Below are 23,566 nucleotides of genomic sequence, written 5' to 3'. Positions count from 1 at the left end.
CCATGCCGCCATCGCGGGAGACCGCCGTCTACACCCACGGGCACCACGAGTCGGTGCTGCGGTCGCACACCTGGCGGACCGCGGCCAACTCGGCGGCCTACCTCCTCGGGGTGCTGACGCCCGGTATGCGGATCCTGGACATCGGATGCGGGCCCGGCACCATCACCGCGGACCTGGCCGGGCTCGTCCCCGACGGACACGTCACCGGTCTCGACCGGGCGCCGGGCATCCTGGAGCAGGCCGGTGCCACGGCGGCCGAGCGCGGTCTGACTAACACGGCCTTCACGGTGGGCGACGTGCACGCGCTGGACTTTCCGGACGACACGTTCAGTGTGGTGCACGCCCACCAGGTGCTCCAGCACGTGGGGGATCCGGTGCAAGCGTTGCGCGAGATGAGGCGGGTGACCAGGCCCGGCGGGTTCGTCGCGGTCCGGGACGCGGACTACGCGGCGATGACCTGGTACCCCCTCTCCCCGGGCATGGACGACTGGCTGGACCTGTACCGGCGGGTGGCTCGGGCCAACGGCGGCGAACCGGACGCCGGCCGGCGGCTGAAGTCCTGGGCGCTGGCGGCCGGGCTCACGGACATCACCGCGACCTCGGCCACCTGGACCTACTCGACCGCCGAGGAACGCGCCTGGTGGAGCGCCCTGTGGGCGGACCGCACGGTGGCGTCGGGCTACGCCGAGCGGGCCACCGGGCAGGGGCACGCCACCGGCGGACAACTGCGGGCCGTGGCGGCGGCATGGCGGGAGTGGGGCACGCGGGAGGACGGATGGTTCAGCGTGCTGCACGGAGAAATTCTCTGCCGCAAGGAAGCCTGAAACGAGATTTACGGGCAACCAGAATGGCAGGAGGTTGACATTATGGTTCCCATTCTGCTCGTGCTGCTTCTGGCCTTGGTTCTTTTCGGCGCCGGTTTCGCGGTGAAGGTGCTCTGGTGGATCGCGTTGGCGGTTCTCGTCGTGTGGCTGCTGGGATTCTTCATGCGCAGCACATCGGCGAGCGGCGGCAGGGGCCGCTGGTACAAGTGGTGAGATGACGGATGGTCCGGTGACGGGAACTTCCCGTCACCGGACCATCCGGGACTCAGTCCCGCGGCAGCAGCGGTCCGAGCGGCCCGAGGTCCAGATTCAGGTCCTCGGGCCGCAGTCCGTAGCGGTCGCGCAGTTCCGTCATCCGCTCCTCGAGCAGCATCAGGGTGAGTCCGATGCGCTCCTCCTGCTCCTCCGTCAGGTCTCCCTCGTCGAACCGGCGTACCGCCTGGCGCTCCATGAGCTGGCGCAGCAGTTCCACGACGGTGAGCACCAGTTTGACCAGGTCGCGTTCGACCGTGTCCGGCTCCAGGTCGAGCCGGTTGCGCCGACCGCGCCCCTCGCGCCGGCCTTCGTGCGGCTCACCGGGATGGTCGTCGGGGGTGGCCGTCAACGCAACTCCTCGAAGGGCGACGGAACGTTCGCGTTCACCGAGCTGATGAGCGCGTTGAGGTCGATACGGACCAGGTCGACGTCCGCGATGCGCAGCGTGATGTCGCCGGTGATGACGACTCCGCCGGCCAGGAGCCGGTCGAGCAGATCCACCAGGGCTATCTCCCGGCGCTCGACTACGGTCATGCCCCCTCCCCCGCGGCCGATTCCTCCCCGGTGGGTTCCTCTCCGGCGGATTCTTCCCCGGCGAACGAATAGGCCGCCCAGGGGCCGGTGAGTTCGACGCGTATCCCGGGCGCCCCGTCCTTCGTCCGTTCCACCCTTTCCACGAATTTCTCGGATTCCGCTCGCGGCACGAGATAAGCCGCGTTCAGCACATTGCGACCCGACGCACCGGAGAGCGTGGGATTCTGCGGGGCGTGCAGCCGGGAATCCTCGGCGCAGCCGGAAAGCGTCTCGTGCAGCCGGGTCGAAAAGGTCTCGGCCTGCTGCCACAGATCGTCGTGCGATTTCGTCGCCATGCGCCGTTGGCGCAGGTAGTCCCGGCCCGACGCGGGCTTCCGCGCCGGCTGTGCGGCGGTGTCCGCCGGCCGTTCCGCCTCGATGAAGACCTTCACGCCCCACTCCACCCGGCCGTCCAACCGGTCCAGCGTCCGCAGGAAGCCCTCCTCGCGCGCCTCCATCATCGTCCGTACGCCGCTGTCGTCACGGAACACGGTGCCGAGCCGCAGCGGCAGCGGCGTGGTGACGGTGGTGAGCGCGTCGATGACGCCCTGGTGGGCGCGGGCGACCGTGGCCAGCCAGTCGAGGTCCTCCAGATGCGCGCGGAGGGGCTCCTCGGCGAAGTCCGCCTCCGGCACATGGCTGACGACGGCCACCAGGCCGTGGTGGGTCAGCAACCGGGGCGGATCACCCGCCACACCGGTCAGCTGTGCCTGGAGCGGTGTGCCGAAGGGACGGCATACGGCGTAGACGTACCGCAGTCCGGTCACGGGGCCTCCTCCTGTGGCCGGTCGGTCTCCCGATGCCGGTCGGTCTCCTGCGGCCGGCCGGTCTCCCGCTGGCGGCCGGCCTCCAGCGGACGGTCCGTGTCCAGCGAACGACCGGTCTCCAGCGGACGGTCGCCCTCCAGTGCGGCCAGCCGCTCACGCAGCTCGGCGTTCTCCCTGGCCAGTTCGGAGCGACGGGCACGGGAGGACAGCGCCGGGTCGGTCTCCCACCAGTCGATCCCCATCTCCTTCGCCTTGTCGACGGAGGCGACGATGAGCCGCAGCTTGATGGTGAGCAGTTCGATGTCGAGCAGGTTGATGCGGATGTCGCCCGCGATGACGATGCCCTTGTCGAGCACCCGCTCAAGGATGTCGGCGAGATTGGCGCCGCCACCCTGCCCATAGGGCTCGGGGAGCCGACGGGGCGTCGTCATCGACGGCTCCCTCCCTCGGCGTACTCGGACTCGTCCTCAGGCTCATCCTCGGGCTCGTACTCGTCCTCGCCCTCGTCCTCTTCCTCGTAGGCGTCCTCGCCCTCCTCCTCGTCCTCGTAGCCGTCCTCGGCCGGTTCCTCGTCCGCGGCTTCGCCTGCTTCCTCCGCTTCGGCGTCCTCGTCGCCCTCGTCGTCCTCGGCGCCTTCGGCGTCGTACTCGTCCTCCGGCTCCTCGTCCCCGGGCGGCGACTGCTCCTCCTCCTCCTCCTCCTCCTCGGCGACGGCGTCCTCGTGGCTGCGGACGACCTCGCCTTCCTGGATCTCGCCGCGCCAACTGTCCTCGGCCTCACCCTTGAACGTGATGAAGCGGGCGAAGTTCTTCAGGTCGAGCCGGGCCCGGCGGCCCTGGGCGCGCCAGATGTTGCCGGTCTTCTCGAAGAAGCCCGTGGGGTAGTACTCGATGACCAGCAGGATCCGGGTGAGGTTGTCGCCGAGGGGGTGGAAGGAGACGACGCCCTTCGTCGTGCCCTTGGCCCCCTCGGAGGACCAGGAGATGCGGTCGTCGGCCACCTGCTGGATGGTCTTCGCCTTCCAGCTGCGGTTGGACCACAGAACCTTGACCTGCCAGTCCGAGGTGGTGTCGTCGGACTTGTTGGCGCTCTTGACGCCCTTGGCGAAGGTGCTGAAGTCCTGGTATTGCGTCCACTGGTCGTAGGCCGTGCGCAGCGGGACGCCGACATCGATGTGCTCCATGATGACGGTGGGCTTCTTGCCCGCGGAGCGCTTGCGCTTGCCCTTGCCACCGCCGCCGCCCAGCCCCTTCAGGGCGCCCATCACGTTGTCCTTGGCCCGCGAGGCTCCCAGTTCGACGGCGCTGCGCAGGGGGCCCTTGCCCTCGGCGAGTTTGCGGCCGCCGTCGAGTGCGAGCTTGGCGAAACCCGGACTGTTGCCCTCGGCTATGTCGGTGAGTTTGCCGGTCGTCTCGCCCAGTTTGCGGCCGACACCGGTCAGCAGGCGGGTGGCCTGAGCCGCGAGGTAGTCCTGCAGCTCCGCCTTGAGGCGGTCGGCGGCCTCGCTGTGGGCCAGGTCGGCAAGCGGGTTCTTCGCCCCCTCGCCCACTTTGTCGCGCGCGGCGGAAGTGGCCGATCCGAGTGTCTCGGTCATCGCTCACCGCCTCCCTTCGAGGTGCGGGTACCCCGGGACGAGGTCGTCCGCGCGGCCGCGGTCTTCTTGCCGGCCGTCCTCTTCGCCGGAGCGGCCTTCCTGGCCGGCGCCTTCTTCGTGGATGCCTTCTTGGCGGTCTCCTTCGACGGAGCCCTCTTCGACGAGGCCTTCTTCGCCGACCGCTCGGGTGCCGGTTCCGGCTCCTCGTCGTCCGGTTCCTCGTCCGTGGCGTCCTCGCCGTCCAGGTCGTCCTCGGTTTCCTCGGTTTCCTCGGTGTCCTCGACGTCCTCGGTGTCCTCGGTGTCCTCGGTGTCCTCGGCGTCGCGGTCCGGGCGGCCCGAGCCGGTCAGCTGGTCGCGCATCTCGGTGGTACGACCGTGCAGCTTGTCGGCGAGGGAGTCGAGTTGCCGCTCGACGAGTGCCCCGGAGGCCGCCTTGCCGGCACCGCGCAGATCGCCGCGCAGCTGATCTCCGAGCTCCTTGAACTGCGGGTTTTTCTGCAGCTGCGTGGACACCATGTCCGTGATCATCCGCGGCCCGAGGTTCAGCTTCTTGCCGGCCACCAGCCCGCCGACGGCGACCGCCATCTTCAGCTTCTTCGTCCGCCCGAGGAGGTATCCGGCCCCTATCGCGAGGCCGAGCGCTGTCCGATTCATCGTGGTGCCGTCCCGTCCCCTGTGACGCTGGTGTGCATCGCGGTCTCCAATCGGTCGAGGAGTTCGTCCTCCTGCCGGTCGAACTCCTCCTCGGTGATCTCTCCGGCCTCCAGCTGCTCCTCGAGCCGCGCCAGTTCGGCACGGATCGCGGCGGGGTCGTAGTAGATGCGTTCCGCCTCGCGAAGCACCTGTTGGATGACCCATCCGCTGCCGCGCGCCGGGGCCAGCGGCAGCAGCAGCACTTCCGAGATCAGGCCCATGTCGTCACCCCATTCCGGCGTCCGCCCCACCCGCCGTGGCACTCGCCGGTTCGGCCGGGCCGGGCTCCACGAAGCTGTACGGGGGCAGCGGGCCGTTGAGCCGCACCTCCAGGTGCGGCATGTCCTCGCGGACGCGGTCCACGGCGGCCATGAATTCCCCGGCCGCGTCGCGCGGCACCAGGAAGGAGACGTTGGCCAGCCAGCCCGTGGACTCGGGTCCCACGCTCACGGCGTCGGCCGCCGGTTCCAGGGCGCGCTGCACGGCGACGCCGTCCTCGGCCTCCTGGGCCCTGACCGCATCGGCGACCATTTCGCCGAGGCGGATCTTGTCGTCGTAACTTCCGCCGCCGGCCTGCCGGTTGGCTTCCGCGAGAGCACGGATCTCCGGGTTGCCGGCCATCACGTGGTGGAGTACGGCTTCCTCGTCATGATTGGCCTTGACGTTGTACTCGACCCGGTTGTCCAGCGCCCGCAGGCGCTCCTTGTAGTGCTCGGCACGCTCGGCGAGCACGGCGGTGACGGAGCCGTCGTCGGGGGCGACGCTGCCGAACCGCATGGGTAGCACACAGCCTGCCGCGCCGACCTCGGCGAGCACGTTCTGGTGGGCGAGCAGTTCCCTGCGTTTGGGGCGCAGGTCCTCGGGGGCGTCACTGACGACGGCCGCCAGCTCGCCCTCCTTCAGGATGCGCACCGGACGTGCCGGGTCGCCCACGCCGCTCGTGTGCTCGGGGGGACCGGGGTACGAACTCGCCGTGATGCCGTAGACGTAGGTGCTCACTCCTGCTCCTCCCTCCGACGCGACGAGGTGCTCTTGCGGGCCCTCGGACGGGACTGGGTCTCACGCTCGGAGCCCTCGTCGCGCGCCTGCTGGAAGGCTTCGGAGATGGTCTCGGCGGCGCCGGACAGCGCCCCCTTGGACTTGCCGCGGGCACCGGACTCGGTGACCTGGCCGACCACGTCGGGCAGGCCCGGGCTCTTGCGGGGCCCGGCCTCCAGGTCGAGCCGGTTGCACGCCTCGGCGAAGCGCAGGTAGGTGTCGACGCTGGCGACGACGATGCGGACGTCGATCTTGAGTATCTCGATGCCGACCAGGGACACGCGCACGAATGCGTCGATGACGAGCCCCCTGTCCAGAACGAGCTCAAGCACGTCGTAGAGGCCGCTGCTGCCGCCTCCGCCGCCGGACTGTTGTGCCGGTACGACTGTCATGCCGTCTGTTCCTCCCTTTCCGTGGGTGTGGGAGCGGGTCCGGGCGGGCGGCCTACCGGCCGCCGGACCTGCGCGCGTCGGACCGTCCTCGCTCGTAGCGGCGAACACGCCGGTAACCGATGAGCTGCCCGTCGGGATCGAGCTCCACCTGGTAACTCGCCATCAGGCTCATCGTGTCGGGCACACGCTCGAGTTCGAGGACCTCGACCTCCAGCGCCCAGCCCTCCTCCGTCTGCTCGAAGGACGACACCGACTCGGCTTCCATACCGGTGAGCTCCGCGAGCTGCCCGCGCGCCTGGCGCAGTACCTCCATCGGGCCCGGCCGCTTGTTCGCTCTGGCGTTTTCCGTGGACTTGTGGGATGCGTGAGCATCCTGTGGTTCCTGTGAACCCTTGGAGTCTTCGGTGTTTCTTGCGTTCGCCATGGGCACCTCCTCCTCCGTGTGGCCGTAAGTCCGTTCGTCAAACCTCCCGGGGCTCACCCGATTGCCCCAGCCGTGCTCCGTGCCCGGTCGTCCGGCCGGGCCGGTCAGCCCCGCAGCGCGTCCAGCCGCCGGCGGGCCGACCCCAGGGCGCGGCCCCGGCGCGGCAGTCCGGCCCAGGGGTCGGTCCGCAGCTGTTCGGCGGCGTCGGCGACGGTCCAGCGGCGGGCGTGCAGCTCCGGGTCGTCCAGCTGGTCCCAGGAGACGGGGGCCGCGACGGGGGCGCCGGGCAGGGCCCGGACGGTGCCGGGCGCGACCGCGGTCTGCGCGTAGGCGTTGCGCTGCACGTCCAGGTAGAGCCGGTCGCCGCGCTCCTTCTTGCGCGCGGCGGTGGTGAGCCGGTCGGGGTGGGCGTCGGCGAGGGTGTCGGCGACCTCGCGGGCGAAGGCGCGCACGTCGTCGAAGTCGTCGTCACCGTTCAGCGGCACGATCACATGGAGACCCCGGGAGCCGGTGGTCATCAGCGCCGCGGGCAGCTTCAGCTCGTCCAGCAGTTCCCCCAGCAGCCGCGCCGCCTCCCGCACCGTCTCGAAGTCGTCCTCGGCGGGGTCGAGGTCGAAGACCAGCCGGTCCGGACGGTTGATCCGGTCGATCGGGGCGGCGCGGGACAGCCAGCGGTGGAGTGTGATACTCGCCTGGTCCACGAGGTACAGCAGGGTCGCCGTGTCGTCGCACACGGTGTGGCACACCGTGCCGCCCTCCTTGGCGACCTCGACGCGGGTGATCCATTCCGGGTAGCTCTCGGGGGTGTTCTTCTGCATGAACGTGGGCCCGTCAAGGCCGTCCGGGCGCCGGTCCAGCATCAGCGGGCGGCCCCGCAGGTGCGGCAGCATGAACGGGGCGACGGCCCGGTGGTAGTCGACGAGGTCGCCCTTGGTGTACTCCTCGGCGTCCTCACCGCCGGGGAAGAGCACCTTCCCCGGCCGGCGGATCCGCACGGTGCGACGGCCGGCCCGTACCGGTCGCACCCCGTCGTCGCTCACGGCGTGGTCGTCTCCTTCACCCCGTCGTTCACGGCACGATCGCCTCCTCCACCAGCAGCCGTCCGGCCGCCGCGATCGACTCGGCGTCGATGCCGGCGGCGTGCAGCTGCTCCTCGGGGGAGGCCGACCCCGGCATGTCGCGGACGGCGAGCCGCACCAGGCGCGGGACGGGACGTCCGTCGGTGAAGGCGTCGAGGACCGCGTCCCCGAGCCCGCCCTCCGGGTGGTGGTCCTCCACCGTCACCAGGCAGCCGGTCTCCTCCGCCGCCCGGCGCAGCGTGTCCCGGTCGACGGGCTTGACCGAGTACAGGTCGATCACCCGTACCGCGATGCCCTCGCCCGCCAGGGCGTCCGCGGCGGCCAGGGCCTCGGGCACCGTGACGCCCGCCGCGAGCAGGGTCAGCCGGTCCTCGGCCGAGGAGCGCAGCACCTTGCTGCCGCCGACGGGGAACTCCTCGTCGGGGCCGTAGAGGACGGGGCCCTCGCCGCGCGAGGTGCGCAGGTAGCGGATGCCGTCGAGGTCCGCCATGGCGGTGACCAGGCGTGCGGTCTGGTTGGCGTCGCAGGGGTACAGCACGGTCGAGCCGTGCACCGCCCGCATCATCGCCAGGTCCTCGAGACCCATCTGGCTGGGCCCGTCCTGGCCGATGGCGACACCGGCGTGCGAGCCGACCAGGTTGATGCCGGAACCGCTGATCGACGCCATGCGGACGAAGTCGTGGGCGCGGGTGAGGAAGGCGGCGAACGTGGTCGCGTACGGCACCCAGCCGCGTGTCGCCACGCCGACCGCCGCGGCGACCATCTGCTGCTCGGCGATGTAGCACTCGACGTAGCGTTCGGGGTGCTCCTTGGCGAAGAACTCCGCACGTGTGGAGTCGCCGACCTCGCCGTCCAGGGCCACGATGTCGCCGCGCACGGTGCCGAGGGCGGCCAGCGCCTCACCGAAGGCGTTGCGCGTCGCCACCTCCTCGCCCTTGTCCCATCGGGGCGGTTCGGCCTGCCCGGTGTGCACGGCGTGCAGCGCGCGGGCGTCGGCCGGCTCCCGCACCCTCAGGCGCAGGTCGCGCGGGCCGCCGAGTTCGGCGATCGCCTCGTCGGCCTCGGGCAGCGGTTTGCCGTGCAGGCCCTCGCGGTCCTGGACGGCCGCGACGCCCTTGCCCTTGAGGGTGCGGGCGAGGATCACGGTCGGCTGCCCCTTGGTGGAGGCCGCCTCGCCGTAGGCGCGGTCGACGGCGTCGATGTCGTGGCCGTCCACCTCCACCGTGTGCCAGCCGAAGGCCGCGAAGCGGCGGGCGTAGGCGTCGAGGTCGTGACCGTGCCGGGTGGGGCCGCGCTGGCCGAGCCGGTTGACGTCCACGACGGCGGTGAGGTTGTCGAGGTTCTCGTACCCGGCGTGCTCGGCGGCCTCCCACACGGAGCCCTCCGCCAGTTCGCTGTCCCCGCACAGCACCCACACCCGGTAGCCGGACCGGTCGAGCCGCTTCCCGGCCAGTGCGATACCGACGCCGACCGGCAGCCCCTGGCCGAGCGACCCGGTGGCCGTCTCGACCCAGGGAAGCCGCCTGGGCGTGGGATGCCCTTCGAGGCGGCTGCCGAGCTTGCGGAAGGTGAGCAGTTCCTCGTCGTCGATGGCCCCGGCCGCCTTGAAGGCGGCGTACATCAGGGGCGAGGCGTGGCCCTTGGAGAGGACGAAACGGTCGTTGCCCGGGTGGTCGGGGTGGTCGAAGTCGTAGCGGAAGTGGCGCGCCAGCAGGACGGCCATCAGGTCGGCCGCGGACATCGAGGACGTGGGGTGCCCGGAGCCCGCGGCGGCTGCCGCGCGGACACTGTCCACTCGCAACTGCTGTCCGAGCTCGACGAGTTCACCGGTTTTCATGAGTCTCCTTCGGCCGGATCACGGGGGTCGGCGGGGTCGGCTGGGTAGTCGGTGCGCTTGACGGGGCCGGGGGAGGCGTGGGAGCCGGTGGGCGGCCGGGGGCCGGGCCGGTTCTTCGCGGGCTCACCTCCGGGCCGGTTCTTCGCCGCCTCCCCGCCCGGCCGGCTCTTCGCCGCCTCCCCGCCCGGCCGGTTCCCGGCCGGCTCGGCGGTCTCGTCGCCGGACCGCTTCCGCTCCGGGCCGGACGGCACCCGGGCGAGTTCCGGGGACGCCGTGTCCAGCGGCACCGACCAGGACCGTACGAGTCCCAACTGCACCGCCTGCCGAGGCAGTACGGCGTCCAGCAGCCAGTCGGCGGCGACGCGCACCCGGTTGCCGGGCATCGCCGCGAGGTGGTAGCCGCGGGCGACCGCTCCGGCCGCCGGTCCGGACAGATTGACGCCGAGCGGGTTGGCCGCCCCCTTGACGCCACCCAGGTCCACCACGAACCCCAGGTCGCGGTGGCGGTAGGCGCGCGACCGGCCGTCGCCGAGGGAGGCGGCGATGTTGTGCGCGCAGACCTTGCCCTGCCGCCAGGCGTGCTGCGCGGTCATCGGGGTGTACCGGCCGGGCTTCTCCAGATCGGGCACCGCCGCCGCGTCACCGCAGGCGAACACCTCGGGCCGCCCCGGCACCCGCAGGTGCGGGTCCACCAGCAGCCGCCCGCGTTCCATGGACAGTCCCAGCGACTCGGCGAGCGGATCGGGCCGCACGCCCACGCACCACACCAGCGTCCGCGTGTCGACGAACTCGCCGTCGGTCAGCAGCACTCCGTCGTGCGTGGCCTCCTTCACGGAGGTCCCCATCCGTACTTCCACACCCCGTTCGCGCAGCACCCGGTCGGCGGTGGAGGAGAGCCGTCCGTCGAGTTCGGGCAGGACGCGGTCGGCGATGTCCAGCAGCAGCCAGCGCGGTCGCATGCCCGTCCGCAGGGGGTGCTTGTGCACCTGCGCGTCGCTGAACAGCTTCCCGTGCGCGGCGACTTCGGTTCCGGTGTAACCGGCGCCGACCACGACGAAGGTGCACCGGGCGGCGCAGCTCGCGGGGTCGTCGGTGGCGGCCGCGAGTTCCACCTGCCGGGTCACGTGGTCGCGCAGATACAGCGCCTCGGGCAGACCGCGGAAGCCGTGGGCGTGCTCGGCGACGCCGGGGATCGGCAGCAGCTTGTTGACGCTGCCGGCGGCCAGCACCAGCCGGTCGTAGGAGAGGGTGCCGTGGTCCCCCTCGGGGCCGGTGTAGCGCACGGTCCGCCGGTCGAGGTCGATGCCGCCGGCCTCGCCCAGCACCAGCCGTACGTGCGGCAGCGTGCCGGAGAGGGAGACGGTGACGCGGCGCGGTTCCAGGATGCCGGCGGCGACCTGGGGCAGCAGGGGCAGGTACAGAAAGTAGTCGGTCGGATTCAGCAGGGTGATCTCGGCCCTTCCCCGGGCGAGCCGGGACAGGGTGCGGGCCGTGCGGTATCCGGCGAAGCCGGCACCGATGATCACGATGCGGGGTCGACTCACGGTTCGCCTCCAGCTCTGTCGTCGCATGGCTCGGGAGACTTCCGCGTTTCCCTCGCCGCGGCCGCCAAACGTCCACCGGCCCGCGCCCCGCGCCTCCGGCGCTTTCCGGCCCCCGGAAGTCCGGCGTGATCCGAACGGGAGGCCCTAGGCTCGTCCCATCAGGACCTGGCCAGGGGACGCCCCGCTTCAGCGGGGTGGGCAATGACTTCTCTGGGCTGCTCTGCCCCTCAACTGGGTGCACGGATCTGCACTGTTCGCCTGTACCGTCTTCCTGCCGAACTAGACCTGTCGCGTGTGTATAGTTGTTACGTGGCCGTGACCAGGAAGGTCCGCCGATTCTCCGGCGGCGTGTACGACCTCGGGCTCCACGTGGTGTGGTGCCCGAAGTACCGCCGTCCGGTCCTGGACGGCCGGGTCGCGGAGCGCCTGGATGAGTTGATCCGGGCCAGGGCGGACGAGCGCGGCTGGGAGATCATCACCCTTGAGGTGATGCCCGACCACGTGCACCTGTTCGTCAAACACGATGCGAAGTCGTCCGCCTCGTACGTCGCAAACCAGTTCAAGGGCTTCACTTCCCGCGTGCTGCGCGAGGAGTTCCCGCACCTGAGGTCGCGGATGCCCACGCTGTGGTCGTCGTCGTACTTCGCGGCCTCGGTCGGCGCGGTATCGGCAGCGACAGTGGAGAGGTACATCGACACCCAGTGGGAACGCCCCCAAAAGGAGCGGGAGAGGGACGGCTCGTGATCCGCGCCTACAAGTTCCTCCTGCGGCCCACGGCCCGTCAGACGGTCGCGCTGGGCGAGATGCTGCAAGATCACTGCTCCCTCTACAACGGGGCCCTCCAAGAACGCCGCGGCGCCTGGCGGCACACCTCGAAGACGACCGTGCGCCACGGCGACCAGTCCGCACAGCTCAAGGACATCCGGGCCTTCGACCCCGAGCGCCGGGGCCGCTGGTCGTTCTCCTCCCAGCAGGCCACCCTGCGCCGCCTCGACAAGGCATTCCAGGCGTTCTTCCAGCGTGTCAAGGCAGGCCGGACACCCGGACACCCGGACACCCCAGGTTCAAGGGCGTCGGGCACTTCGACACCGTCACCTTCCCGAAAGACGGCGACGGCTGCCGCTGGGACTCCACCCCGCACGATGCGCAGACCCGCGTCCGCCTCCAGGGCGTCGGCCACGTCCGCGTGCACCAGCACCGCCCGGTACGCGGCCGGGTCAAGACGATCAGCATCAAGCGGGAAGGAAGGCGCTGGTACGTCGTCCTTTCCTGCGACCGGGGGCCCGCCGAGCCACTGCCCGCCACGGGCGGCATCATCGGCATCGACATGGGCGTGACGCACTTCCTGACCACGTCCAACGGCGAGCACATCGCCAACCCGCGCTTCCTCGGCCAAGCAGCAGACGAACTGTCTGCCGCGCAGCGGCACCTTGCGACGTTCCCCCGGCGCACCCGCCGACGGACGAAGAAGCACCGTGCCGCCGCCCGGAAGGTCGCCAAGCTGCACGCGAAGATCCGCAGGCAGCGCCTGGACCACGCGCACAAGACCGCGCTCACCCTGGTCCGCGACCACGACGTGATCGCCCACGAGCGGCTCAACACAGCGGGCATGACCCGCGCCCCCAAACCCAAGCCCGACCCCGAGCAGCCAGGCTCTTTCCTTCCGAACGGCGCCGCCGCCAAAGCGGGTCTGAACCGGAGCATCCTCGACGCGGGTCGGGGGGTGTTCCTCGTGATCCTCGCCCACAAGGCTGAAAGCGCCGGTCGGACCGTCATCGCCGTGGACCCCCGCAACACCTCCCGCACCTGCCCGTCCTGCGGGCACGTTGCGAAGGAGAACCGCGCCAACCAGGCGAAGTTCGCATGCACGGCGTGCGGGTTCGCAGCGAACGCGGACCACGTCGGCGCGACGAACGTCCTCAACAGGGCCGGGCCGGTCCTCTGCGGCGTGGCCTAGCCACGACCACAGGAAGCCCGCGCGTTTACGCGTGGGTGGAGTCACGGAGATACTGGGTGCCACGCTGCGCGTCTGCGTCGACGACATCGAGACCGCGATCCCCTTCTACGAGCGGCTGGCGGGAGGCAAGGCGCTCCGCTTCGAGCGGGCCGGTGTCCAGGTGGCCGCGGTCGGCTGTTTCCTGCTGATGAGCGGTCCCGCGGCCGAACTGGACGTGCTGCGCAAGGTGGCGGCGACCATCGCGGTGCAGGACGTCGAGGAGGCCGGTCGGGTACTCGCGAAGACGGGCGCGGACATCGTCGCGGGCCCGCTCCCCACCCCGGTGGGCCGCAACCTCATCGCACGGCATCCGGACGGGGCGGTCTACAAGTACGCGGACCGCCGCGCCACCGTCTGAGCCTGTCGTTTGACGAAATGGGGCTCGGGGTCGCTCCGGGCCTTGGCGCATCCAGAGCTCTGGCGGTGCGGGAGTGGTGGAAGCGGCCGTCGTGCTGATGAATCTGCGCCAGGATGAAGCTGTGGATGACATCGCGTGCCGCCCCGCCCAGCCCCATGAGTCGGCCGCCGTCGCCGAGTTGCGGTGGCGCTGGGTGCAAGAGCTCTACGGAACCCCCGACACCACGCTGGACGAGTTCGTTCCCCGGTTCGTGACGTGGGCCCGGGAGACCGAGTCCTCGCATCGGTGCACGGTGATGGTCCGTGACGACGTTGTGATCGGCATGGCCTGGCTGGCGATCACGCAGCGTGTGCCGCATCCGCTCGCGTTGGAGCGGATGTCGGGTGACGTGCAGTGCACGTACGTCGTGCCCGATGAGCGCGACCGCGGCCTGGGCGGCGAGCTGATCGAGGCGGTCTTGGCGTGGGCGAGGGATCTCGGTCTTGAGCGGGTGACCGTTCACTCCAGCGATCGGGCGGTACCGGCGTACTCCCGTCATGGGTTCGAGGTCTCTCCGCGCCTGCTCCAGGTCGAGGTCGGGCAGGGCCGCGCGGGGTGAGTCCTCTGACCGGTGGCCCGGGTGGGTCGCCGGCCATGTTGTCGCAGTTCCGGGCGGACTTCTCTGCGTGTCTCACGGGCCGCTCGGACGCGTTGTCCGAGCTGACAGACGCCCTCCTCTGCACGGAGGGCCCGGTCAAAACGCTGGTGGACCTCGCGCTCGCGCCAGAACACCGGCGGGGTCACGGAGCCCTGTACGACGGGCTCGACCAGGGGCGGATCGACTTCGGCCGGCTCCGCCGGGCCCTGGCAGGCCTGCCGTTGCCGAGAGCGGCGGACGGCAGGCCGGTCCTGGCCGTCGACGTGTCGCCTTGGCTGAGGCCGGACGCCGTGACAGGCCCTGACCGTTGGGTCAGCGGGGTCTGCGCATCTCCTGGGTGAGCGCCCAGCGTTCGTGGTCGCGCCAGGCCCCGTCGATGAAGAGCATGTCCGGTGAGAAGCCCTCCAGGCGGAATCCGCAGCTGCGGGCCAGGGCGATGGAGGCGGCGTTGGCGGGCTGCACGTTGATCTCCAGCCGGTGCAGCCGCATCGGGCCGAACGCGTGCCGTACGACGAGATCCAGCCCTTCGCGCATCAGGCCGCGACCCGCCGCGTGCGCGAACGCGCCGTAGCCGAGGGCACCGCTCTGGAACGCGCCGTGGACGATGTTGTTGATGTTGATGAACCCGGCGATGGAGCCGTCGGCCTTCTCGCAGACCAGGAAGCCGGCCTTGGCGGGGTCCCGGATCAGTTGCTCCGCGTACGCGGAGTACGCCGCGGCGTGGTCCGGCGGGAACAGCCAGGGACGGTGCAGGTCCTTGCTCTCCCGGGCGCGGGCGGTGAACTCCGCGCTGTCCGCGTGGGTGAAGTGCCGTATTCCCACGCGGGGGCCCTCGGCGAGGTGACGGGAGGCGGTGTGCGGCACGGTGCGACCCTACCCCGGGCATACCGGGCACGCCGGGGCCGCCGGACGTGCCCGCGCGCCGACCGTGCCCGCCGGCCCGGCGTGCCCGTGCCGGACGGGCTCAGCTCAGTGCCGGTTCGTCGAGTGTCAGGGTGCCCGCCTCCGCGTCGAGTTCGGCCGGGACGCCGAAGGGGATGGTGAGCGCCCCGTCGCAGTGACCGAAACCGAACCGCTCGGCCACCGGAACGCCCAGGCCGCCGAGCCGGTCGGCGAGCAGGGCCCGCACCGTCTCGTACGGCTCACACTGCGCCCAGGAGCCGAGCAGCAGCCCCGACACCCCGTCGAACCATCCGGCCCGCAGGAGTTGGGTGAGGTACCGGTCGAGCCGGTACGGCTCCTCCCCCACGTCCTCCAGGCATAGCAGCCCGCCGCGCGCGGAGCCTCTGGCGTGCGGGGTACCGAGGTCGGCGGCGAGCAGGGCGAGGCAGCCGCCGAGGGTGACGCCCCGCGCCCGCCCGGGCACCAGCGCGGTGCCGTCGGGGGAGGTGATGGTGCGGACGGTCTCCGGGGCGAGGAGGGTCGCCTTCAAGTGGTCCTGCGCGCGTGTGTTCTTGACGAAGTCGATGCCCGCCGCCATCGGCCCGTGCAGGGTGACCAGGCCGAGCCGGGTGGCGAACGCCTCGTGCAGGGCGGTGATGTCGCTGAATCCGACGAACACCTTCGGCCCGGCGGCCCGCATCGCCGTCCAGTCGAGCAGGTCGACCATGCGCTGCGCGCCGTAGCCGCCCCGGGCGCACATCACCACGTCCACGGCGGGGTCGCACCAGGCGGACTGCAGGTCGGCGGCCCGGTCGGCGTCCGTGCCGGCGAGGTAGTCGAAGTCGCGGTGCCGGTCCAGGACATGGGAGGCGACCACCGGGTCGAGGTCCCAGCCGCGCAGCACGTCCAGGCCGGCCTGGAGCCGCTCCTCCGGCACGGGCCCGCTGGGCGCGACGACGGCCACCCGGGCCCCGGGGCCGGGCCGGGGCGGCCGCAGCAACGGCTCGACCCTGCTCATTCGGTGAGCTCCAGTACCGGCACTCCCTGCACCGTCAGGCCGAACACCTGGGCGTACAGCGACAGTTCCGCCTCCAGGACCCGCACCATGGTGTCCGTGCGCCGGAAGCCGTGTCCCTCGCCCTCGAAGGTGAGATACGCGTGCGGCACCTTCCTGCCCTTCAGCCGGGCCAGGAACCGCTCGCACTGCACGGGAGGGCAGATGACGTCGTCCAGGCCCTGGAGCAGCAGGAAGGGGGCGGTGAGCCGGTCGGCGTGCGCGGCGGGCGAGCGTTCGGCGTACCGTTCGGGGACCTCGGCGCGCGGGCCGATGAGGCTCTCGAGGTACTCGGACTCGAGGTCGTGGGTCTCCCCCGGGCCCCAGCCGGTCAGGTCGAGCACCGGGTAGAGGATGGTGCCGCAGGCGTAGACGTCGGTCGTGGTGAGGGAGACGGCCGTGGTCCAGCCGCCGGCGCTGCCGCCGCGGATGGCGAGCCGGTCGCGGTCGGCGGTGCCCTCGTCGGCGAGGGCGAGCGCGACGGCCGCGCAGTCCTCGACGTCGACCACGCCCCACTGCTCGCGCAGCCGGTCGCGGTAGGCGCGTCCGTATCCGGTGGAGCCGCCGTAGTTGACCTCCACGACGCCGATGCCGCGTGAGGTGAAGTAGGCGATCCCCAGGTCGAGCACGAGGGGTGCCCGGCCGGTGGGCCCGCCGTGTGCCCGGATCACGTACGGCGGCAGTTGGCCGTCGGGCGCGACGCAGTCGGGGTGGTGCGGCGGGTACACATGGGCGTGGATCTCCCGGCCGCCCGGACCGGTGAAGGTGCGGACCTGCGGGTCGGGGTAGTGGGCGGGGTCCACGACGTCCTTGTGCGGGGCGCCGATCACCCGGGCCCTGCCGGTGCGGGTGTCCAGTTCCACCACCTCGGGGGCGCTGCGGGGCCCGGCGCCGACGGCGACGACCTTCTCGCCGTGCGCCGCGAGCGTGGGCGCGAACTCGGTCCAGGGCCCGGCGGCGTCGACGACCTCGCCCGTCTCCGGGTCGAGTATGCCGAGCGCGGTGGCGCCCCGGCCGTGCACGACGGCGATCAGGCCGTTGTCCAGCGGGGTGAACCAGCGCGACCCCGGCTGCCACAGCGGTCCGCCGAACTCCTCCTCGCGCGGGCAGACCGGTTCGCCGTCGAGGTAGAGGTTCCACCAGCCGGTGCGGTCGCTCGTGTGAAGCAGCCGGCCGTCGTGCGTCCAGTCGGCCTGGGCGATGGACTCGCCGGGGCCGCCGGCCACGGTGCGGGCGTGGTGCAGGGTGCCGTCGGGTGCGACCTCGGCGAGACGCAGTTCGGTGCCGTCCCACGGCATGCGCGGATGGTCCCAGGCCAGCCAGGCGACGCGCCGCCCGTCGGGTGACAGGCGCGGCCCGGTGAGGAACCGGTGCCGGTCGTCGGTGAGTTCACGGACGGCGCCGCGGTCCTCGGCGGCCGAGCCGTCCAGCGGTACGGCGGCCAGGACGCGGCGCACCTCGCTCGGTCCGTCGCCGGTGAACTCCTCCAGGACGCACCACACCTCGCCGCGGTCCGGCAGCAGCGTCGGCTCGGCCCAGCGCAGGCCCTGCCCCACCGGGGAGAGCGGGGTCAGCGGACGCGGCTCACCGCCGGGCTCGTACCGGTAAAGGCGCTGGTCGGCGAAGTTCACGAACACCACGAGCGGGTCGTCGTCGCGGACGAACCCGGCCCAGGGCCGCCCGCCGTACTCGACGACCCGGCTGCGCACGTTCCACGGCGCCGGCAGCACGGACTCCTCGGCTCCATCGGAGTGCCGGCGCACCAGGGTGCGCCGGCCGCCCTCGGCGGGCCGGGGCTCGGTCCACCACACCTCGTCCCCGACGAACCCCACGAACTCGGGCTTCCCGTCGTGTGCCGCGGCCGTGGCCGCGTCGATGGGCGAGGGCCACTCGCCGTAGGGCAGGGTCTGCACCGTTTCCCCCATTTCGCTCAGACCGTCCGCAGGAACCGGTCGAGGACGCGGACACCGAAGTGGAGCGCCTCGACCGGGACGCGCTCGTCGACTCCGTGGAAGAGGGCCTGGTAGTCGAAGCCCTCCGGCAGTTTCAGCGGGGCGAACCCGTAGCCGGTGATGCCGAGGCGGGAGAACTGCTTGGCGTCCGTACCGCCGGACATGCAGTACGGCACGGGGTGTCCCTCGGGTGCGAACTCCTGCACGGCGGCCCGCATCCGCGCGAACGTCGTCGAGTCCAGCGGTGCCTCGAGGGCCGGCTCGCGGTGCTCGAACTCCCAGTCCACGTCCGGCCCGGTGAGCCGGTCCATAGTGGTGCGGAACTCGTCCTCCCAGCCGGGCAGATACCGTCCGTCGATGTAGGCCACGGCCTGCCCGGGGATCACGTTGAGCTTGTACCCGGCGTCCAGCATCGTCGGGTTGCTGCTGTTGCGGAGGGTGTGCTCGACGAGTTTCGCGGCCGGGCCCAGCTTGGCGAGCAGCGTGTCCGCGTCGGACAGATCGGGGTCGACCCCGTACAGGGCGGCGAGTTCGGTGAGCGCCGCACGGACGGTCGGGGTGAGCCGCAGCGGCCACTCGTGCTCGCCGATGCGGGTGACGGCGGCGGCGAGGCGGGTCACCGCGTTCTCCCGGTTGACCTTGGAGCCGTGTCCGGCCCGCCCGCGCGCGGTCAGCTTCAGCCAAGCCGTACCGCGCTCCCCCGCCGCGATCGGGTAGAGCTGCCGGCCGGCGCCGTCGTGGAAGGTGAAGGCCCCCGATTCGCTGATCCCCTCGGTGCAGCCCTCGAAGAGCGCCGCGTGCCGGTCGGCGAGGAACCCGGAGCCGTCCTCGGCACTGTCCTCCTCGTCCGCGGTGAACGCGATCACGATGTCGCGCCGGGGCCGCACGCCCTGCCGCGCCCAGGCCCGCACCACGGCGAGGATCATCGCGTCCATGTTCTTCATGTCGACGGCGCCGCGGCCCCAGACCACCCCGTCGCGCACCTCGCCGGAGAACGGGTGCACGCTCCAGTCGGCGGCCTCGGCCGGTACGACGTCGAGGTGACCGTGGACGAGGAGCGCGTCGGCCGTCGGGTCGGTGCCCGCCAGGCGCGCGACGACGTTGGTCCGGCCCGGGGTGCGCTCCAGCAGCACCGGCTCCAGGCCCGCACCGGCGAGCCGCTCCGCCGCGTACTCGGCGGCGGGCCGCTCCCGGCAGTCGCCCCCGCCCCTGTTGGTGGTGTCGATCCGGATGAGTTCGGAGGTGAACGTCACGACCTCGTCCAGGGCACGCTCGTCAGCCATACTGCTCCTCCACCGCGGCCGAGGCGATCGTGGTGACCGCCTTGAAGGCGCGGATCCCGTCGTGCATGGTCCCGCTCGTGTACGCCACCTTCCGCTCACCGGCGCGGACCACGCCCGGCACCACGGTGACGGCCATCGCCAGGTGCTCCGCGTCGAACTCCACCTCGACGGTGAAGGGGCCTGCGGCCAGCGGCTCCTGACGGCCCGCCAGCGCGGCGGCCTCCTTCGCCGCGGCCCGGATGTCGGCGGCCGTCCTGGCGGGCGTGCGGCACACGGCCGCGTACCGCGACACGTGGTCCTTGACCGCGACCTTCAACGCTTCCGGCGCGTAGCCGAGGGCGTCCTCGCAGGCCACGTCGTCGCCGGTGACCAGGACGACCGGCACCCCGTACTCGGCGACGACGGCCGCGTTGAGCAGGCCCTCGCTGGCCCGTTCGCCGTTCAGCCAGACTCCGGTGATGGAGTTGGCGAGGTAGGTGTGCGCGAGGACGCCCTCCATGCCGGCTCCCGCGTGGTAGCCGATGAACGCGATGCCGTCCACGTCGCCGTGCTGCACGCCCTCCACCATGGACAGCGACTTGTGCCGTCCGGTGAGCATCTCGGCCCGCTCGTCGAGTCGCTCCAGGAGCAGATTGCGCATGCTCCAGTGCGCCTCGTTGATCAGCACCTCGTCGGCGCCGCCGTCGAAGAAGCCCCGCACGGCGGCGTCGACGTCGGAGGTGAACATGGACCGGCAGCGCTCCCACTGCGGTGTGCCCGGAAGCACGTCGGCGGGCCAGGTGACGCCGGTGGCGCCCTCCATGTCCGCGCTGATGAGGATCTTCATGCGCTCACGCTACGTCGTGGTGCCGAAGCGCGGCCAGGCCTGTGGAAAACTCTCACCGGCCCAGACCAATGACGGAACGGGAACTCGGCCCGCGCCCCCGCCGACCTCTGTGTCACGCGGTGCGCCCCGCCACGTACCAGGTGGAAGGCAGTTCCACACGGGTGCCCTCGGACGTGTACTCGGTCGTGGCGAGGGGCAGGGCTCCGGTCGCCAGAAGGGTCAGCCCGGCCGCCGTCAGGAACTCCGGTACCACCTCGTCCGCCACCCTGCCGGGCGCTATGCCGTGCCGGAGGACCGGCGCCAGCTTGGGCGGCGGCCCGGACGGCGAGGCCGCCAGGTCGCGCAGCACGAGCCCGGCGGCCTCGGAGGGTTCGACGAGGAAGGCACGACCGCGCTCGCCGACCAGGGTGGCGATGCCGTCCACCACGGCCTGCCGGTCGTCGGCCTCGCACTGGTGCAGCACCCCCCGAAGGTAGACGTTGACGTCGCCGAATTCCGCGTGCAGCCCCTGCGGCCCGTCCTTCTCGGCGGCGTCCAGCCGCCGGTACCCGGCCCGGCCGGCCGGATCGGCCGCACGGGCGTGCTCCAGGGCGGCGGCGGACAGGTCGACGCCGAGGACGCACGGGAAACGCTCGGCGAGGAAGCGGGTCTGGGTGCCGTTTCCGCAGCCCAGGTCCACCAGGGGCAGACCGGGGTCGGACAGATGCGGTTCGAACAGGGCCAGGTGGCGGGCGACGGTCAGGGTGGGTTCCGAGTCCCAGAACACGGCCCCCTGCTCGTCCGGCGCCTCACGCCAGAAACCCTCCCAGGCCTCCCGGTACCGACTGGTCACGCCCATGCCCAACTCCCCGGGGTGTGAAGCGAACCCGCCCGTGCGACGGACCAGTACGGTGTATCGCGCGCCGGGGCGCGCGGACAAGCACACGGCGCATTCCTTCACGCCTCGTTCGCGCCTGCTCAGCGGCAGGGCAGACTCAGCGGCGCGGCAGCGTCAGTTCGAACCACACGGTCTTGCCGAAGGTGGTCCGGCTGGTGCCCCACTCCCGCGCGAGCGTGCTGACCACACGCAGTCCGCGCCCGGCTTCGTCCGTCGGCTCGGCGTCGAGCAGCGTCGGCAGTTCGTGGTCGTCGTCCTCGACCTCGCACAACAGGGTGTCGCCGTGGACGAGGCGGAGGGCGACGGGCCGGGCGTGGGCGTGCCGTACGGCGTTGGTGACGAGTTCGCTGACCATCAGCTCGGCATGGTCGGCCGGCTTGCCCACACCCCACTCGTGCAGCTGCTCTCGGACCATGGCGCGGGCTCGGGCGACCTCCGAGGGGTCGGGGACGAGCCGCCACTCGGCGACGTGGTCGGGCTCGATGCCGCTCAGGCGTGCCATCAGCAGGGCCACGTCGTCCTTGCGGCCGCCGCGCCCCGCTTCCGAAAACGTCACAGCGAGGGCGCGGATGATGGTGTCGCAGGCGTCGTCCATGGACGACGCCGGGTGGGCGGCGGATTCGCACAGCGTGGCGAGGCCGACACCGATGTCCTCGCCGCGGACCTCGACCAGCCCGTCCGTGCACATCACGAGCCGGTCGCCGGGCTCCACCCGCACGCGTACCGTCTCGAAGGGCACTCCGCCGACTCCGATCGGGGCGCCGGTGGGCAGGTCGAGCAGTTCGCTGCGGCCGTCCGCCGCGCGGACCAGGACCGGCGGGACGTGTCCGGCGTTGGCGAGGTGGAGCTCGCTCGCGATGGGGTCGTAGACGGCGTACAGGCAGGTCGCCAGGTAGGTGTCGCCGAGCCGCTGCGCGAGGTCGTCGAGATTGCGCAGCAGCTGCGCGGGCGGCAGGTCCAGCGCCGCCATGGTCTGCACGGCCGTACGCAACTGGCCCATCATGGCGGCCGAGTTCAGGCCGTGGCCCATGACGTCGCCGACGACGAACGCGGTGCGGGCGCCGGGCAGTTTCACCGAGTCGAACCAGTCGCCGCCGACCCGGCCGAGCAGGGTGCCCGGCAGATAGCGGGTGGCGATCTCGCAGCCCGCCATGCGCGGCGGGATGTGCGGGAGCATGCTCTCCTGGAGCGTCTCGGCGACGTTCTCCTGGTACGTGTACATGCGCGCGTTGTCGAGCACCAGGCCCGCGCGGGCGGCGAGTTCGGCGCCGGTGACCCGGTCCATGTCGTTGAAGTCCTGCCGCTCCGGGTGGCGCAGCAGGATCATGAAGCCGAGCACGGCATTGCGCGCCTTCAGCGGCACGACCAGCATCGAGCGGCCGGTGATCAGCGGGCGGATGTCGCGCTTCTCGAACTGCGAGGCGATGGCGTGGCCCATCTCCTCGGTGATGCGCGGCACGAGGACGGGCTCGCCCGTGGTCATGCACTGGAAGAACGGCGTGTGGGCCGGAAAGGGCATGGCCTCGCCGACGGGCACGACGTCGTCCCAGCGGCCGGGTTCGTCGGTGTGTTCGAGGGCGACCCGGTGCCACATGGTGGTGGTGTCGGGCACGCCCTCGTCGAACCCCTCGCCGGCGACGACCTGCTCACGCAGATAGGTGCCCGCGACGTCGGTGAAGCGGGGCACGACGGCCTTGCTGACCTCGACGATGGTCCGCGACAGGTCGAGGGAGGTGCCGATCCGGGAGCTGACCTCGTTGAGGAACTCCAGGTGCTCGCGGACGGCGGCGTACTCGAGGTCCTCGCCCTCGTCCCGCAGTTCCTCGGGCACCGGTTCGCCCGCCGCGCGGGCCCGTGCCGCCCGCTCCCGGCGCGCTTTGCGCTCGGCACGCCGGGGCACCCCCCAGTCGGGGGTGACGGGCACTCGGTCGTTCTGGCTGAACTCAAGTACTGGATAGCCCAGTTCGAGGATCTGGGCGACGATGCGGGCGCTCTCTTCGACGCTCATGCTGGGCAGGATCTCGGGGAGCCGGCGGGCCAGGTCCGCGGAGCCGGGGAAGTCGGTGTGCAGGGCGAATCCGGGGGCGATCCGCTCGAACACCTCCGTCTCCTCGCCGTGCAGCGCCTCCGCGTCGGCGGCGAGCACCAGCAGCCGTTCGTGCCCGGGGCCGACCAGCGGGTAGGCCCACCACAGCACGTCGACCCGGCCGGACCGGGACACGTCGGCGGTGGCAGCGAGGCGGGCGCGGCCCGCGGCCGGATAGGAAAGGCCCTGGTCGAGGGAGAACTCGAGGCCGGGGCCGGGACCGTCGTAGGCTGCGTACGAACCGTATGAGCCGTGTGAATCGTGCCGGCCGGCCGGCCCGCACTCCTCCTCGCCGCCGTCGGGGAGGGCCCCGGAGACGGGCAGCAGATCGGCGGCGGAGCGGCCGATGGCATCACCCTTGGCGAGCCCGAACAGGCGCCGCGCTCCCGTACTCCAGTGCGAGACGAGCCCGTCGCGGTCCACCACGACGACGGCCAGCGGGATGCGGCCGGCGCCGAGGACCTCGGTCGACTCGCCGTCCTCGGCTCCCTGGTCGGCCGGTGCGTCCCGCTTGGTGCCACGGTCCATGGCCCAGGCCCTCTCTCCCCACGGCTCCCAAGATCTGTACCGCCGTCACCACCGTACGGCCACGG

The 23,566-nt window shown here is 71.7% G+C and carries 25 protein-coding genes and 2 pseudogenes; 7 read left to right on the top strand and 20 right to left on the bottom strand.

Annotation, left to right across the window (positions count from 1 at the left end; genetic code table 11):
* Positions 1-2: 2 nt before the first annotated feature.
* Positions 3-824 carry a methyltransferase domain-containing protein gene (locus ACVW19_RS29050; protein WP_457463063.1) on the top strand — a complete coding sequence of 274 codons (822 nt, stop codon included), beginning with the start codon at positions 3-5 and terminating at the stop codon, positions 822-824.
* A 42-nt stretch (positions 825-866) separates the two neighbouring features.
* A complete protein-coding gene (locus tag ACVW19_RS29045) occupies positions 867-1,037 on the top strand; it encodes a hydrophobic protein (protein ID WP_279332595.1) in 171 nt (56 codons plus the stop codon).
* Positions 1,038-1,089: 52 nt separating this feature from the next.
* On the opposite strand, the gene ACVW19_RS29040 is transcribed toward ACVW19_RS29045, so the two are convergent.
* From ACVW19_RS29040 to ACVW19_RS28980, 13 genes are all read right to left on the bottom strand, one after another.
* On the bottom strand, positions 1,090-1,428 hold the full coding sequence (locus ACVW19_RS29040) for a gas vesicle protein K (RefSeq protein WP_457463061.1): 339 nt from the start codon (positions 1,426-1,428) through the stop codon (positions 1,090-1,092).
* Positions 1,425-1,613: a gas vesicle protein gene (locus ACVW19_RS29035; protein WP_260827285.1), complete on the bottom strand. Its 189-nt coding sequence runs from the start codon at positions 1,611-1,613 to the stop codon at positions 1,425-1,427. The genes ACVW19_RS29040 and ACVW19_RS29035 overlap by 4 nt, the downstream gene beginning before the upstream one ends.
* On the bottom strand, positions 1,610-2,419 hold the full coding sequence (locus ACVW19_RS29030) for a GvpL/GvpF family gas vesicle protein (RefSeq protein ID WP_457463060.1): 810 nt from the start codon (positions 2,417-2,419) through the stop codon (positions 1,610-1,612). The genes ACVW19_RS29035 and ACVW19_RS29030 overlap by 4 nt, the downstream gene beginning before the upstream one ends.
* The gene (locus tag ACVW19_RS29025) at positions 2,416-2,850 is read right to left on the bottom strand and encodes a gas vesicle protein (protein WP_457463058.1); all 435 of its coding nucleotides are present in this window, start codon (positions 2,848-2,850) and stop codon (positions 2,416-2,418) included. Before ACVW19_RS29025 ends, ACVW19_RS29030 begins: the two co-directional genes overlap by 4 nt.
* Positions 2,847-4,013: an SRPBCC family protein gene (locus ACVW19_RS29020; RefSeq protein ID WP_457463057.1), complete on the bottom strand. Its 1,167-nt coding sequence runs from the start codon at positions 4,011-4,013 to the stop codon at positions 2,847-2,849. The genes ACVW19_RS29025 and ACVW19_RS29020 overlap by 4 nt, the downstream gene beginning before the upstream one ends.
* Positions 4,010-4,669 carry a DNA primase gene (locus ACVW19_RS29015; RefSeq protein WP_457463055.1) on the bottom strand — a complete coding sequence of 220 codons (660 nt, stop codon included), beginning with the start codon at positions 4,667-4,669 and terminating at the stop codon, positions 4,010-4,012. The genes ACVW19_RS29020 and ACVW19_RS29015 overlap by 4 nt, the downstream gene beginning before the upstream one ends.
* A complete protein-coding gene (locus ACVW19_RS29010) occupies positions 4,666-4,929 on the bottom strand; it encodes a gas vesicle protein GvpG (RefSeq protein ID WP_457463053.1) in 264 nt (87 codons plus the stop codon). The genes ACVW19_RS29015 and ACVW19_RS29010 overlap by 4 nt, the downstream gene beginning before the upstream one ends.
* 4 nt (positions 4,930-4,933) lie before the next feature.
* Complete coding sequence (locus tag ACVW19_RS29005; protein ID WP_457463052.1) at positions 4,934-5,707, bottom strand: GvpL/GvpF family gas vesicle protein; 774 nt, start codon at positions 5,705-5,707, stop codon at positions 4,934-4,936.
* On the bottom strand, positions 5,704-6,138 hold the full coding sequence (locus tag ACVW19_RS29000; RefSeq protein ID WP_457463050.1) for a gas vesicle structural protein GvpA: 435 nt from the start codon (positions 6,136-6,138) through the stop codon (positions 5,704-5,706). The genes ACVW19_RS29005 and ACVW19_RS29000 overlap by 4 nt, the downstream gene beginning before the upstream one ends.
* A 52-nt stretch (positions 6,139-6,190) precedes the next feature.
* Positions 6,191-6,562 carry a gas vesicle protein GvpO gene (locus tag ACVW19_RS28995; protein ID WP_457463049.1) on the bottom strand — a complete coding sequence of 124 codons (372 nt, stop codon included), beginning with the start codon at positions 6,560-6,562 and terminating at the stop codon, positions 6,191-6,193.
* A gap of 104 nt (positions 6,563-6,666) precedes the next feature.
* Positions 6,667-7,602: a non-homologous end-joining DNA ligase gene (ligD, locus tag ACVW19_RS28990; RefSeq protein WP_457463047.1), complete on the bottom strand. Its 936-nt coding sequence runs from the start codon at positions 7,600-7,602 to the stop codon at positions 6,667-6,669.
* A gap of 28 nt (positions 7,603-7,630) precedes the next feature.
* Positions 7,631-9,478, bottom strand: coding sequence for a transketolase (locus ACVW19_RS28985; RefSeq protein WP_457463046.1), 1,848 nt, complete (start codon positions 9,476-9,478; stop codon positions 7,631-7,633).
* Positions 9,475-11,049 carry an FAD-dependent oxidoreductase gene (locus ACVW19_RS28980; RefSeq protein ID WP_457463044.1) on the bottom strand — a complete coding sequence of 525 codons (1,575 nt, stop codon included), beginning with the start codon at positions 11,047-11,049 and terminating at the stop codon, positions 9,475-9,477. The genes ACVW19_RS28985 and ACVW19_RS28980 overlap by 4 nt, the downstream gene beginning before the upstream one ends.
* Positions 11,050-11,331: 282 nt before the next feature.
* Here ACVW19_RS28980 and tnpA point away from each other — a divergent pair, with 282 nt between their 5' ends.
* From tnpA to ACVW19_RS28955, 5 genes and pseudogenes are all read left to right on the top strand, one after another.
* A complete protein-coding gene (gene tnpA, locus ACVW19_RS28975; RefSeq protein ID WP_457463043.1) occupies positions 11,332-11,766 on the top strand; it encodes an IS200/IS605 family transposase in 435 nt (144 codons plus the stop codon).
* Positions 11,763-12,979 (top strand): annotated as a pseudogene (locus ACVW19_RS28970) (RNA-guided endonuclease InsQ/TnpB family protein). Before tnpA ends, ACVW19_RS28970 begins: the two are co-directional and overlap by 4 nt.
* Before the next feature lie 31 nt (positions 12,980-13,010).
* Positions 13,011-13,376: a VOC family protein gene (locus ACVW19_RS28965; protein ID WP_457463041.1), complete on the top strand. Its 366-nt coding sequence runs from the start codon at positions 13,011-13,013 to the stop codon at positions 13,374-13,376.
* A 76-nt stretch (positions 13,377-13,452) separates the two neighbouring features.
* Positions 13,453-13,974 carry a GNAT family N-acetyltransferase gene (locus tag ACVW19_RS28960; RefSeq protein WP_457463040.1) on the top strand — a complete coding sequence of 174 codons (522 nt, stop codon included), beginning with the start codon at positions 13,453-13,455 and terminating at the stop codon, positions 13,972-13,974.
* Positions 13,975-14,009: 35 nt separating this feature from the next.
* Positions 14,010-14,321 (top strand): annotated as a pseudogene (locus tag ACVW19_RS28955) (transposase); the annotation flags it as partial.
* Between the two features lie 4 nt (positions 14,322-14,325).
* Here the strand turns inward: ACVW19_RS28955 and ACVW19_RS28950 are convergent.
* The 7 genes from ACVW19_RS28950 to ACVW19_RS28920 all read right to left on the bottom strand — a co-directional run bounded on the left by ACVW19_RS28950 (position 14,326) and on the right by ACVW19_RS28920 (position 23,501).
* Positions 14,326-14,877, bottom strand: coding sequence for a GNAT family N-acetyltransferase (locus ACVW19_RS28950; RefSeq protein ID WP_457463039.1), 552 nt, complete (start codon positions 14,875-14,877; stop codon positions 14,326-14,328).
* A gap of 100 nt (positions 14,878-14,977) precedes the next feature.
* Positions 14,978-15,913 carry a S66 peptidase family protein gene (locus ACVW19_RS28945; RefSeq protein ID WP_457463038.1) on the bottom strand — a complete coding sequence of 312 codons (936 nt, stop codon included), beginning with the start codon at positions 15,911-15,913 and terminating at the stop codon, positions 14,978-14,980.
* A complete protein-coding gene (locus tag ACVW19_RS28940; RefSeq protein WP_457463037.1) occupies positions 15,910-17,874 on the bottom strand; it encodes a dipeptidyl-peptidase 5 in 1,965 nt (654 codons plus the stop codon). The genes ACVW19_RS28945 and ACVW19_RS28940 overlap by 4 nt, the downstream gene beginning before the upstream one ends.
* A 5-nt stretch (positions 17,875-17,879) precedes the next feature.
* Positions 17,880-19,184: a M20/M25/M40 family metallo-hydrolase gene (locus tag ACVW19_RS28935; protein ID WP_457463035.1), complete on the bottom strand. Its 1,305-nt coding sequence runs from the start codon at positions 19,182-19,184 to the stop codon at positions 17,880-17,882.
* Positions 19,177-20,010 carry a M55 family metallopeptidase gene (locus tag ACVW19_RS28930; protein ID WP_457463034.1) on the bottom strand — a complete coding sequence of 278 codons (834 nt, stop codon included), beginning with the start codon at positions 20,008-20,010 and terminating at the stop codon, positions 19,177-19,179. The genes ACVW19_RS28935 and ACVW19_RS28930 overlap by 8 nt, the downstream gene beginning before the upstream one ends.
* A 112-nt stretch (positions 20,011-20,122) precedes the next feature.
* Entirely contained in the window at positions 20,123-20,848 is a 726-nt protein-coding gene (locus tag ACVW19_RS28925; RefSeq protein WP_457463033.1) for a class I SAM-dependent methyltransferase, read from the bottom strand.
* A gap of 136 nt (positions 20,849-20,984) precedes the next feature.
* Positions 20,985-23,501: a SpoIIE family protein phosphatase gene (locus tag ACVW19_RS28920; RefSeq protein WP_457463031.1), complete on the bottom strand. Its 2,517-nt coding sequence runs from the start codon at positions 23,499-23,501 to the stop codon at positions 20,985-20,987.
* Positions 23,502-23,566 lie beyond the last annotated feature (65 nt).

The sequence above is a fragment of the Streptomyces sp. TE5632 genome (assembly GCF_054061295.1).
This window is presented reverse-complemented; position numbering and strand designations above follow the sequence as displayed.